Origin of the sequence: Paenibacillus massiliensis 2301065 = DSM 16942 (assembly GCF_000377505.1) — a bacterium.
Lineage (GTDB): Bacteria > Bacillota > Bacilli > Paenibacillales > Paenibacillaceae > Paenibacillus > Paenibacillus massiliensis.
The window spans coordinates 249,323-261,925 of the sequence record NZ_KB898185.1; the positions used below are offsets into that span (position 1 = coordinate 249,323).

Here is a 12,603-nt window from a genome sequence, read left to right on the forward strand (position 1 = left end):
TAAGGAGCGGAACTCTACAATGCCAAAACAACTACGACGCACATTCACAACCGAGTTCAAAAAACAAATGGTAGGGCTCTATGAAAACGGTAAGTCCAGAGCTGCAATTGTGGAGGAATACGACCTTACTGCTTCGGCTCTAGACCGCTGGATCAAGCAATCGCAGGCCACGGGCTCTTTCAAAGAGAAAGACAACCGTTCACCTGAAGAAAACGAATTAATGGCTATGCGTAAAGAGCTCCAACGTCTACGGATGGAAAACGACATTTTAAAGCAAGCCGCGCTGATCATGGGACGAAAGTAGCTATCATCCAGAATAACCGTGATAAATACTCGGTATCAGCAATGTGTAACGTCCTCGAAATCGCGAAAAGCACCTTCTATCATGAAGCGAAGGAAAAGCCCAATGAAGATGAGCTCACGGAAGCAATTGTGGAGATATTCCACAACAATCGAAAAGTCTACGGTACACGAAAGATAAAAGTCAAGCTTCAGGAACGAGGACTCATCGTCTCTAGACGTCGTATTGGTCGAATCATGCAAGAGCAAGGCCTCGTCTCCACGTACACCGTTGCCCAGTTTAAGCCTCACAAAACGCCCTGTAATGAGACAACAACGGCGAATGAACTCGATCGTGAGTTTAATCAGACGAAAGCGAAGCGTTTCGTAGTGAGCGATCTAACATATGTGAAGGTCGGGTATCGATGGCATTACGTTTGCGTCCTCATTGACCTGTTCAATCGCGAGATCATTGGCCATAGTGCAGGTCAACATAGGGACGCTGCTCTGGTTTCGCGTGCCTTTGCAACGGTGGAAGGCGACTTGAGCCAAATCCAGTGGTTTCATACGGATCGTGGGCGTGAGTTTAAAAAACCACATGATGGACCAGCTTCTAGACGCGTTTGGTATTGGCCGATCACTCAGCAAGAAAGGATGTCCCTACGATAACGCCGTGGCCGAAGCCACCTACAAGATCATGAAAACGGAGTTTATTTACCAGACGGAATTCCGAAACCTCCGTCATTTGGAATTGGAATTATACGACTACATCAACTGGTTTAACAGGCACCGAGTTCATGGATCACTGGGGTATTTGACGCCTGTTCAGTATCGCCAAGAAGCCCTTAAAAAAGTTGTCTGATTTAATGTTGACAATCCATAGTGTATCTATCGGATTTCAGTTAACGTTCCTGTATTCATGAACCCCGAAGGGGTTGTCTGCTGAAATTCCTCCTCGAAATCCCTCCCGCAGACCAAGGCTCCGTTAGGAGCCCCTGCTTGAATATTATGTTATACGACGGAATCTCTTCTCGAATCGGCTCTCACTATTTATTTTCTTCTGGTACATATTCGATCAAATCAGACAACTTACAATTAAACGTATCACACAACTTGAATAGTGTTTCTAATTTTGTTGTTTCTATATTCGTCTCCCTATATAACTTGTTGATTGAGTTACGACTTAAGCCTGATCTCACCATCAATTCCGTTATATCATCTATTCGATGTTCTGCCATGAGTTCTCGTATATTGCACTTGATTACGTTCATCTTTTCCCCTCCATAGCTCTATCTTATCTTCCACATTAGTAACCATCAACGAAAAGCGAAGTTTTAACTCTATAAAGTCAAATATTCACCTTGTAATCGACCCCGCAAGGTTATATAATAACTCTGTAGGGTTAATTTACAGGAGGGATACTTTATGATCAATACGTTAGAATCATTAACAGAACCGCTTATAAGAATACGTTTAGAATTACTATATGCGGAGCTTCTGGAGTATCATAAGGAGTACACTCAGCTTTCTGCAGAGACAAATCAATATCTCAAAACACTTCGTGATGCTCTGCCCGATCAACTTCAACATACGGTTTTTCTTTACGAAGATGCCCAAATTTCTCTACAATCCATCCTAGAAAGAAATATTTACATACAAGGTTTCAAAGATGCTCTACTATTATTTAGTGAATTGCAAAATTCTAGTATTTAGAGGATTATATGACTCTCTTTTTCTATTATTTTCGATTCTGTCGTATAACAATACCTGATTCACGACCCAGCGCATACTCGCTATTCGGCCCCAACCAGACCAAGGACGTAGGTCAGATGCCTGAATATTATGTTATACGACAGAAACTTGTTCTTCAATCTATCATTGTTAGTTTAAATCATCTTTTTTATTTCATTTATTGTGCCCACTGCAGTCGACATCAATTTACTCATAGTAGAAAATTGAACCCAAATACTTTTCTTAGATTTATTTAAGTTCTTCTGAATAGGTGGTATTGCTGACAAAAGTTCTTTTACCTGTTCTATGCCTTGACTAGATTCTTCAAGTATTGAACTCACTTTATTAATAGACTCTAAAAACTCAGGATCTTGTGAAAATGATGCATCAAATTGATCTACTAAAGAAACCACTTTACTAAAAGTATCCATAAAATTATTTAAACTCGTACTTAACAAACCCACCTCAGGTTCCATTTTTGTAGCAAAACTATCCATGACCATCGCTGTTTTAGTTATTGCCATCTGAGTAAGACGTAGATTTTGTACATCGCTAAATTTTGTAACCTCTTCAGTTCTTTCCTCAAGTTCGCTGATGAATTCGTGTATCAATGTCTGTATTCCATTCATACTGATCACTAAATAAAATGAACTTTGATTGAGATCAGTGTATAAATCTAACAATCCTTCTTCTACTTCCTCTTCTTCAAAAATATTATCCTCCTGCTTGAGCGTTTCAACTTGTTGAGAAGATAAGTTGTGTCTAGAATACCATCCTTTAATTTTCATCATTAAATGCATTCTAACAAGACTTTCGAAGTTTTTACTTTCCTTATAACTCCAATAATACACTCCCTCGTTGCCCAAACTAGATCGAAAATCTTTTATAACCTGGATTTGCGCAACGTCAATATCGCTTATAGATATAGGTGCGTCGTTAAAATAAAACATTATCTCTACATCTTCACCTAATTTTGCTCTATCATATGCTCTTTTGAATTCTTCAATTGTTCCTGAATCTGCACGAGAAGTTTTCGATCCAGCCCTTGACCACATTATTCCAATGAAAATATCATAATCATCATTAATTTGTTGATTAATTATGTCTTGAGCATCATTGCCCAGTACTGAAGGAGAGGTGTTTTTCTCCCACTTCACAAGTTCGAGACGAAGGTTATAAACATCCGCAATTATTTGATTTAATTCATCAATTACACCTTCCAACATTATTCTTTCCTCTACAACATCACTCGGAGAACCGATAAATACTTTTAATAATTTAATGTTTTCCATTTGATGAACCTCCAAAATAGATTTTTTGAATAAGATTTTATATTTCATTTTGATTCTGTCGTATAACGTTCCTGTATTCGCGACGTCCGACGGAGTCGGATGTGTCTGCTGATATGCCTCTTGGAATTTCTTCCTGCAGACCAAGGCTCCCTCAGGAACCGATGCGTGAATATTATGTTATGAGGTGTCATAGGCCTCTCTGAGTTAATTCCAAAACATTCCGTTATGCCCCTCGTCTACAATCTCCAACTGGGTTTCAAAGTTTTCATTCGGTTCTATATCATCTATGAAATGCCATTTATTTTTACTATCTTGCCAATAGACTTTCCATTTGCTTTTTTCATCTATTCTGAACTGAGCTACTGGCACCTGCACCCATATATCACTTTTGTAGCCTTGTCTTTCTTCTATTAGTGTCACATTGTTTCCTCTGATCTTGTAACTGACTTTAATCTGGTTTTTTAAATGAACTGGTACTTTGTTTTGTTGTGTAACTGTCCATAATTTTCATAATACGCTTCTTCGTAAAATCATCCATTTATGGCTCTCCTGTCTTATCCGTTTTGCTCTGATTATATCACTATGATGTCTCATAACGTTCCTGTATTTATGAACCTCAAAGGGGTTGTCTGCTGATATTCCTCTCCGAAATCCACCCCTCAGACCAAGGCTCCGCAAGGAGACGCAGCTTGAATTGGATCGGCTAGACTTAGTTGGACAGAAAAAATAAGGGCTTGTAGAATAAACCTATCGAGTTAAGGAGCGGAACTCTACAATGCCAAAACAGCAACGACGTACCTTCACCTCAGAATTTAAAAAGCAAATGGTTCAGCTCTATGAAAATGGAAAGTCTAGAGCCGCCATTGTGGAGGAATATGACCTCACGGCTTCTGCTTTAGACCGTTGGATCAAGCAAGCTCATACGTCCAGTTCCTTCAAAGAGAAGGACAATCGTTCGCCCGAAGAAAATGAATTGAGTGCTCTAAGGAAAGAAGTTCAGCGTTTACGGATGGAGAACGATATATTAAAGCAAGCCGCGCTGATCATGGGACGAAAGTAGCTATCATCCAGAATAACCGTGATAAATACTCGGTATCAGCAATGTGTGACGTCCTGCAAATCGCAAGAAGTACATTCTATTACGAAGCGAAAGAACAACGAAAAGAAGATAAACTCACGGAAGCGATTGTCGATATTTTCCACAAAAATCGAAAAGCTTATGGCACGCGAAAGATCAAAGTCAAGCTTCAGGAACAAGGTCTCATCGTGTCCAGGCGCCGCATTGGCCGGATCATGAAAGAGCAGGGCCTAGTTTCCACGTATACCGTAGCCCAGTATACGCCCCATAAAACGGCTTGTAATGAAGAGACAACAACGAATGTGCTGGATCGTGAGTTTGAGCAGACCGAAGTCAAACGCTTTGTCGTCAGCGATCTGACCTATGTGAAAGTCCAGAATCGGTGGCACTACATTTGTGTGCTCATCGACTTATTCAATCGAGAAATTATTGGTCATAGTGCAGGCCCGCATAAGGATGCTGCTCTGATTTCACGAGCCTTTGCTGCCGTACAGGGTGACTTGCGTCATATTCAATGGTTCCATACAGATCGTGGCAGTGAATTTAAAAATCAAAAGATGGACGAGCTTCTGAAGACATTTGAAATCGGCCGATCTCTAAGAATGAAGGGCTGTCCCTATGACAATGCCGTGGCTGAGGCCACTTACAAAGTCATGAAAACCGAGTTCATCCACCAGATGAGCTTCCAAAGCCTTCGTCATCTGGAATTAGAATTATGTGATTATGTCAACTGGTTTAACAAGCATCGAATTCACGGAACTCTGGGATACATGACACCTGTTCAGTATCGCCATGCAGCCCTTAAAAAAGCTGTCTAATTTACTGTTGACAATCCAAATATTATGTTATAAGATGTCGGCGACTTCATTGAATTACTCAAAACACTTCTTTTTATCTATCTTCGAACCATGCGGTATTTATTAAATCGTCCCATTCAATTATTAATGTCTTGCACTTAATGATCCAATATCCAAAATCCTCATTGTACTTACACGAACTTAATCCATCAAATCTATGAATATACATATTGCCCTGTGTTTGTATTTCTGTAGTCTTTAACACTTCAAAATCGACCAATAATTCTGATATGTCTACTATCTTTTTCTGCGCATCATTTTCAACAAGAATTCTCCTCTTACTCTTAATTTCCGAAGTATCATATATAACTGATTCCAATATTTCAAAATCAACGAACTGTAGAAGCGCTTTCCCTGAATACATTGCCTTAACATTACTGTTACTTGGATGAGTAGACAAGACATCTATATGTTCAAAGACAACTGACAAACTCTGTTTATCATTTGAAATTGATTCAATAACACAGTCATGTAATGATATATGTTCTAATGTGTTTTCAGAAACGAATTTAATGACATCTCACCTCAATTTCAGTTTTTGTTTGATTGGTATTCGCCGATTTCTCATAACGTTCCCGTATTCACGACCCAGCGTAGCTGGGTGTCCGGCGTATCCCGGACCAAGGGCGTATGTCGGCAGCGTGAATATATTGTTATCTGTAGTTACCGGCATCTCGAATTTCCTTACATTTATCTATAGCTTCAAGCAATAAAGCATTTCATCGTCTAAGATTTTTCCTGTGTTTTCAAATCCGAATTCTTCATATAGTTTTTTTGCAGAGTAGTTTTCGGGTTCATATGATATATAGATTTCAGAGCATTGCTTATTCTTGCTCATTTCTTTGATGATTAGACTTAGCGCCTTTTTACCAAACCCTTGACGCTGAAATTTATGATCAATCATTAAACGACATATTTCAAAAAAATCATTTTCTTCTGAATATCCATACATTGCAAATCCTACTATGGTGTCCCCATCATAAATGGCTTTGGTTATCCATCCTCGCTCTATCTTTGATTGTGCAATTGAAACAGCATTTGAAGCTACAAACTTCTCTAAAAGATAATGATTGTTATCAGGATCAGTCGTTAGAAAAATGCATTTTGTCCAATTTGTTTTATCAATGTCCTTTAATAAAACTCCCACGAATTCGCCTTCTTTCTGATGTTCTATTGGTAATTTCAGCTAACGTTCCTGTATTCACGAACCCCGAAGGGGTTGTCTGCTGAAATTCCTCTCCGAAATCTTTCCCGCAGACTTAGGCTCCAACGGAGCCGCAGCGTGAATATATTGTTAGGCGATCTCGCTTCTCCCTGATCTACTTCCACAATCAATCTTTATCCCAAGGCCACTTGTACGATCCCATTCCTTTTGAATCTATTAACGCTTCTCTATATTCATCAAGATTGAAATGAAATTCTTCAATATGATCGAGATACTTAATAGAATTGTTTAGATTATCTTGTAACCCAAATTTAGACCATTTTACAATATCGTTTGTTATTTCAATTTCTAACGTTACTGCACCACAACCCAAGTCCGCACATGCTGGACATATGTAAATTGAATTACGATTATTAGAAAAATCAGAATGGTCCTGTAGTAATAATCTTCTTATTTGTTGTCCCTGAAATTCTTTATTTCCCCAACCTAAACATGAAACAAAATCATATTCATGTGCTATTAATTCGTGTAATGAGGTGTCATTGATAATAATATCGCCGTAGATAATTAGGCCCGGATAACCCTCCCTATGCTTTTCTTGTATTTTAATAGTTGATATCTTCATTGAATAACTCCCTTACATATATGTTCCGAGCGATTTCGCATAACATCTAATTTATGTACTTCGTAAATCCCCCCATTTAACGTAATTTCAGAATTACGTATATGATATCCTATACGGTGATTTTTGCGAAGAAAAATTTGGTGAAAAAGGGGGAGCTTCTGCATCCCATAGGGAATTAAGCAACCTTCCAATGTCTTCTTAATTCTTTACCCAAGCTGTAATACTAATAAATTTGTTCTGATGAATAATAATAAACCATTGAACCAGCCACTATTTCGCTTGGCGATACCCCTTTCCCCAAACAAATACCAATATTCTTTTTACCCGCAATTGAATGGTTGATCTGAGAAGAAACAACATCTTTGTTTCCATTCTCTGACCTCCTTATCTCTAATCTATGAATACTCGCCTTTAACATCTCGTACTCGAAGATCGGCGTTATGAAGTCTAACTATGGCATCTTTCAATAAAGCATAACGTTCAGTAGAATTGAGTTCAGGTGCGAATCTTGCTACTAGAATGCTTGCTTGAGCCCCATCAAGGGCATAGTTTCTTTTCACAACCTCGGCTTCAGGAGAATCTACCTTCGTTAACGTTAATTACACTGTCAACGATATGTAAAAAGCTACAACTCTTTAATCACTTAATCAAAGTTGTAGCTCCTGATCCTGATATACTTTTTTCGTTATCATGTTTGTATATTTTAATCTCGTGATTTCAATCAGTTCATTTGGCTGCATTATATTCAGGATATTCTCCACTAATCCAATGCATCTTGGATATACGTAAATAGGGGAGTCACAGTTCAACTCCCCTCACCCCAACAACGCCTGCTCAATCTGATCCACAATCCCATTAATCCCCATCGGCCCATAACAACCAATCCACATTGCCGCATCTACCGAATGCACTCGTTGCTCTTCGCCCCCACCAAGCATCCCCAAAACCCGCTGCTCTGTCGCAGATATCCCATCCTGCATAAGTTCATTACTTAGCAAAAAGTAGTGACTTGCCTGCACTGCTGGTAATCTCTCAACCGAGATATGATAGGCTGTGTCGGAGGTATCTGCGACAAATAACGGAACAGGCAGACCTAGATCACGGTACAGCACAGCCCCTGTGCGATGAGCGGCGGAATGCACGCGAACGAGAGAGTCCAGCGGACGGATCAGAGCGACGCTTTTGCCTGCCAATACGGAAGCTAATTCCTCAGACAACAAAGCCGTTCTACGAAGATAATCCGCAATAATCTGCTTGCCTTCTGCTCGTTTACCTGTCAGTTCACCGAACAGACTAAGGATTGTATGCCAGTTTTCATTACGTTTGAACATCAGCACAGGAGCAACCCCACTTAACCGTTCAAGATACTGCTCATGCACCTCAGTGCAGATAATAAGATCCGGTGCAAGTCGTTCTACGGCAGGCACATCGGGGTATTCATACGTACCCAGTAATTCGGTGTCCTGGAGACCTGCCCGAAGGGACTGGGGGAAAGATAACACGCTGCTTCCTAGTCCAACACTCCCTACCGGAGACAAGCCCAGCGCCAGCAAATGATCTGTATACTGCACATCAAGGACAGCGATACGCTGTGGTGTTTCGGTGACCGTGTACTCCCCTTGCATATGGCAGATGACCGGTCCTTGGGCTGATTCATAGGATGAAGCTGTGCGGTTTTGCACTAGAGCTTTCGCATAGTCTGCATCGGTTCTCGAAGTGGCAGCATGCCGATAATGCAGAGGTGGGACGCCAACATACTTTTTAAACGCCTTGCTGAAATAATACATATCCCGATAGCCCAGCTTGTCGGCAATTTCTCCTATGGAAGCATCCGTATGACGTAGCATGCGTGAGGCACTTTCCATGCGTAGCTGAATGACGTACTCCATCGGTCCGAGGTGCTTTTCTTGCTTGAAGCGGCGCTGCAACTGTCTTACACTACAGCCCGCGAGGGCAGCCAGATCTTTCAGCTCCAGGTTTTGACGATAATGCGACGCAATATAGGAAGCGACCACATCCACCATGTCGGGCTCCGCTCCCCCCTGACCACGCTCATATGCCATGATCAGTTCGTAGATCATCCCCTGGAGCAAAGCATTGGCATAAAATCGTTCCAGCCCTTCGCCGCGGCGCCATTTGGCAACGATTTTTTCGGCGTTTTCGATCCATTCAGCATGGTCTACCGAGTTTTGTACAAATGATCTACGCAGCGGATGTTTTCGGTACGAGGGCGTAACAATAGAGGCTCCCTCCATGGAAGAAGCCTTGTACTTGATCACCATATAATGAATATCCTCTGATCTGGCCGTCAGCGTGTAGGATGATCCCTTCACCGCATGACAGGCAAAAGAAGCTCCAATGTGGCAACCCTCGCCATCCATTGCAAGCTCCCCTTCCCCTCCGTATGCCAGCAGCAGTACATTAGAAGTTACATTTGTTTCGTGTAAAATGCTGCCTGTCTGCAAAGTACCGCTATATCCGTCAAGCATCTTGATTGCTGTATCACTCCAACCACTTGTCTGTTCTTGCAGCGGCATTTCTCTCATCTCCTGACAATCGCATAAATATAATCATTGCTGTTGTCATTGTAGTTGAGATTCTTTCTCATTGTCAATTTTCGGACATTTGATACAATATTCCCCTGACATCTGGTAGTAAAAACAGCAGGTGATCCGCTCACTTTTGGCAACATGCACATTGTCCTTACAGTCGGTAAAACGGGTCAACGGATTCTTTCTCTCACCAAACACTTGCCCCGATGCCACCTGCGTCAGATAGGAGAAGTCCTCTCGAATGATCTTACGTTCCTGCTCCGTCTCACCATCATCAGGAGCGAATAGTCGCCCGATCCGTACCATGATATTCTCCCAGAGAATACTCATCGAAAGGGGTGCAATCGTAGCAAGTGTCTTTAACAGAGGTGTCAGTTGAACTGCAAACATCTCCTGGACCGCCTTTTCCCGCCATATGTCCCGGTCTCCAGTCAGTTCTTCAGCCCGAAGCTCGTTCACCGCTAGAAAAGGAAATCGTGTGCCCTCCTCATGTTCTTCTAGTCTCGGATGATAGAGAAAGCTGTTCTCCAGCTCAAAGGTTACATGCTGATGATGAAACGTCATCGCGGTCACCAGCGGAGCCGTCCATAGATAGCCAAGTCGCTTGGCTAACATGGAAGCAGCAACCTTCATGTCTGGTGCATCGATATAATGTTGAAACCAACTGATATACTCTCGGCACGCCTCTTCGTCATGCAGCTCACTCAGCGCAATGCTACGGACACTATGTTGAGGCGGCTCGCCAAGCAAAATCGAATGATCCTCCACCGTCTCTTTCCATATGTCTGTCGAGAGATATCGGCTCATATTAGTTCGATCCGAGCAGGGCTTCCGAAGCCTGATCTACAATCAGATTAATCGCAAGCGGTCCGTAGTACGCAATCCATAGTGTGGAGTTTACATCATACGTACGGTTATTTTTCACAGCATCAAGAGACTTCCATACCGGATTGTTCACCATCGCCTCTGCTTCTACGGCAAACAGCTCATCCGACAGGACAAAATAACGATCTGCTCCAATCTCAGGAACTTTCTCCATCGAGACTTCTACGGAAGTATCATCCTTGATTCCCTCAACGAGTGCAGGCATTTTCAAGCCCAGATCATTATACAGAATAACACCTGTACGGTGCTCGAGGCCATGAACACGAATGCCTTCTTTACGCGGACGAATCAGCGCTACCGTCTCATCACCCAGCTTCTCAGCCAGTTTCGTTTTCATTCCTGCCACTTTCTCTTCATATGCTGTACGTACTTTCTCTGCCTCGTCCTGCTTGCCAGTAATTTTAGCCACTGTAGCTAACGTATCGCGCCAGTCTTCGTAGAAATCGAGTACCAGGATAGGTGCAATTTTGCTCACACTCTCATAATGCTTCTCTTGGAAGTCGGTCATGATGATCAAATCTGGATCTAAGGCTACGATGGCTTCCAGGTTCGGCTCGTCCCGTGTACCGAGAACTTCAACGCCATTCGCCTGATCGCCCAAGTATTCTGGAAAATCAGTGTTCCCTCCAGCGATAACACTACCTGCCGGCTTCTCGCCAACCGCTAACATTTGATCCAAAAACTTAACATCCAGCACGGCAACTTTCTTCGGTTGTTCGTTTAGCGTGATGTCGCCCATCATACCCTTGATCGTTACTGGAAAAGCGCCGTCAGTCTTCGTCTCTGTACTCGCAGGTGTATCCGAAGGTGTTGCCGCGGATTGTTTACTGCTATCTGTACCTGCTCCGGCACCGCACGCCGTCAGGACTAGAATCAGGGCCAACATCAAGCCCATCAGTAATCGTGATTTGTGAGCAGCATAGCCTTTGCTTCCGGCCGCTTGCCCGTTTGTTCCTTGTTTCATTTGTAAATCCCCCTTATGCATACTAGCGATAATGATTTTCATTATCGAAACATAAAGAGAGCATAAACGATCTGTGCATCGTGTTACCATGTACTTTTGCGACATTTCAGTCGAACTAATGCGACATCATGATTCATGTTTTCCCTATCCATTATCCGCCTTTTAATTTCTCAGCAATATAAGCATGCAGACGGTAAATGTCTGAAAGAAGCTCTTCTTCCTCCGGCGTATTTCCATACTCCCCGAGCCAACGTGGTGTGCGGATATGCCAATCCTCTGTCAGGTATTGCTTGTCATCGCGATACTCTAAAATATGTTCCAGGAAATATTCCAGAGAGCCGAAGGATTGTTTCTGATTATCGCTGATAATGGATTGTGTGTTCTCAATGATTGTATGTAACATTTGTTGAATATGCCCTTCTGGAGTCATAGTTGATCTCCTCCACAGGAATATTTTTAAGGATTCATATCCAGATTTCGTTCAAGCATTGCTCCTATACGTTCAGCCATCACGGAAGGTGGGAGAGGCCTTTCATGTGTAAACCACCATTCCACGACTCCAACGATAGCCCCCCCCCCACAAACTGAACCTCCACAAGTTGATCTTTCATTAATTCGGTGTTCATAGTAGCTGGAATGCTCTCGTGCCCATTCTGTAATTCATGGATAAAAAAGTCCAGAAACTGCTTACGAAAAAAAGAACTGCCTTTACTCACCAGCAATGCGGAGAAAAATAAAAAGTGCTTCTCAAAATATTCAAACCACATGAATACCATGTTGTTATAACCCATGTCTATCTCCGTAGATTCACAGACTTCACGCAAATTCTCAATATGCTCTGTGATGAGTTTATTCAGAAGATCAAATTTATCTGTGTAATGAAGATAGATCGTTCTCCGGCTGATATCCGCTTTGTCGGAAATGTCCTGGATCGTAATGTGATCAAAATCTTTGTTCATCATCAGTTCAATAACCGCCGTTTTGATAGCTTCTTGAGATTTGCGTATCCTTCGATCCACCTTTACCACTTCATATCACCCTTTTTCTTCATTGTTAATACGCAGTCTCAAACCATCTGTGCACAAATGCACGCAATCCAGCTTTTTAGCCATTGCAAGATTTTTATTTGTGTATACCATTATACATATATGATTAATAATACACTGCTGTGCACT

General features: G+C 41.9%; 11 protein-coding genes and 2 pseudogenes. 3 read left to right on the plus strand and 10 right to left on the minus strand.

Translation table 11 applies throughout. The features are described from left to right. Window positions 1-19: 19 nt before the first annotated feature. Window positions 20-1,141 (plus strand): annotated as a pseudogene (locus tag D328_RS29965) (IS3 family transposase). A 184-nt stretch (window positions 1,142-1,325) separates the two neighbouring features. Here the strand turns inward: D328_RS29965 and D328_RS0101120 are convergent. Beyond that, window positions 1,326-1,550: a helix-turn-helix domain-containing protein gene (locus D328_RS0101120; RefSeq protein WP_018883096.1), complete on the minus strand. Its 225-nt coding sequence runs from the start codon at window positions 1,548-1,550 to the stop codon at window positions 1,326-1,328. Between the two features lie 154 nt (window positions 1,551-1,704). Here D328_RS0101120 and D328_RS0101125 point away from each other — a divergent pair, with 154 nt between their 5' ends. Further along, window positions 1,705-1,992 carry a DUF6809 family protein gene (locus D328_RS0101125; protein WP_018883097.1) on the plus strand — a complete coding sequence of 96 codons (288 nt, stop codon included), beginning with the start codon at window positions 1,705-1,707 and terminating at the stop codon, window positions 1,990-1,992. A gap of 173 nt (window positions 1,993-2,165) precedes the next feature. Here D328_RS0101125 and D328_RS0101130 read toward each other — a convergent pair whose 3' ends face one another. Together D328_RS0101130 and D328_RS0101135 are read right to left on the minus strand one after the other, a co-directional pair. Beyond that, complete coding sequence (locus D328_RS0101130; protein ID WP_018883098.1) at window positions 2,166-3,302, minus strand: hypothetical protein; 1,137 nt, start codon at window positions 3,300-3,302, stop codon at window positions 2,166-2,168. 204 nt (window positions 3,303-3,506) lie between these two features. Further along, window positions 3,507-3,755: a DUF3024 domain-containing protein gene (locus D328_RS0101135; RefSeq protein WP_456093671.1), complete on the minus strand. Its 249-nt coding sequence runs from the start codon at window positions 3,753-3,755 to the stop codon at window positions 3,507-3,509. A gap of 322 nt (window positions 3,756-4,077) precedes the next feature. Between D328_RS0101135 and D328_RS0101150 the strand changes: the two genes are divergently transcribed. Then, a protein-coding gene (locus tag D328_RS0101150; protein ID WP_154658931.1) for an IS3 family transposase occupies window positions 4,078-5,198 on the plus strand; the annotation gives its coding sequence in 2 pieces (ribosomal slippage) (window positions 4,078-4,327 and window positions 4,327-5,198; 1,122 coding nt in all). Window positions 5,199-5,931: 733 nt separating this feature from the next. On the opposite strand, the gene D328_RS28175 is transcribed toward D328_RS0101150, so the two are convergent. The 7 genes and pseudogenes from D328_RS28175 to D328_RS29970 all read right to left on the minus strand — a co-directional run bounded on the left by D328_RS28175 (window position 5,932) and on the right by D328_RS29970 (window position 12,456). Next, on the minus strand, window positions 5,932-6,384 hold the full coding sequence (locus tag D328_RS28175; protein WP_018883104.1) for a GNAT family N-acetyltransferase: 453 nt from the start codon (window positions 6,382-6,384) through the stop codon (window positions 5,932-5,934). 184 nt (window positions 6,385-6,568) lie between these two features. Then, window positions 6,569-7,027, minus strand: coding sequence for a hypothetical protein (locus D328_RS0101165; protein ID WP_018883105.1), 459 nt, complete (start codon window positions 7,025-7,027; stop codon window positions 6,569-6,571). An 815-nt stretch (window positions 7,028-7,842) separates the two neighbouring features. Further along, window positions 7,843-9,564, minus strand: coding sequence for a helix-turn-helix domain-containing protein (locus D328_RS0101175; protein ID WP_018883107.1), 1,722 nt, complete (start codon window positions 9,562-9,564; stop codon window positions 7,843-7,845). Between the two features lie 45 nt (window positions 9,565-9,609). Further along, window positions 9,610-10,386 (minus strand): (2Fe-2S)-binding protein, encoded by a 777-nt coding sequence (locus D328_RS0101180; RefSeq protein ID WP_026280961.1) that lies wholly within the window; start codon window positions 10,384-10,386, stop codon window positions 9,610-9,612. Window position 10,387: 1 nt separating this feature from the next. Continuing rightward, entirely contained in the window at window positions 10,388-11,428 is a 1,041-nt protein-coding gene (locus tag D328_RS0101185; protein ID WP_018883109.1) for an ABC transporter substrate-binding protein, read from the minus strand. A gap of 151 nt (window positions 11,429-11,579) precedes the next feature. Next, window positions 11,580-11,858 carry a hypothetical protein gene (locus D328_RS0101190; protein WP_018883110.1) on the minus strand — a complete coding sequence of 93 codons (279 nt, stop codon included), beginning with the start codon at window positions 11,856-11,858 and terminating at the stop codon, window positions 11,580-11,582. A 26-nt stretch (window positions 11,859-11,884) separates the two neighbouring features. Next, window positions 11,885-12,456, minus strand: a pseudogene (locus D328_RS29970) (TetR/AcrR family transcriptional regulator). Between the last annotated feature and the right edge of the window lie 147 nt (window positions 12,457-12,603).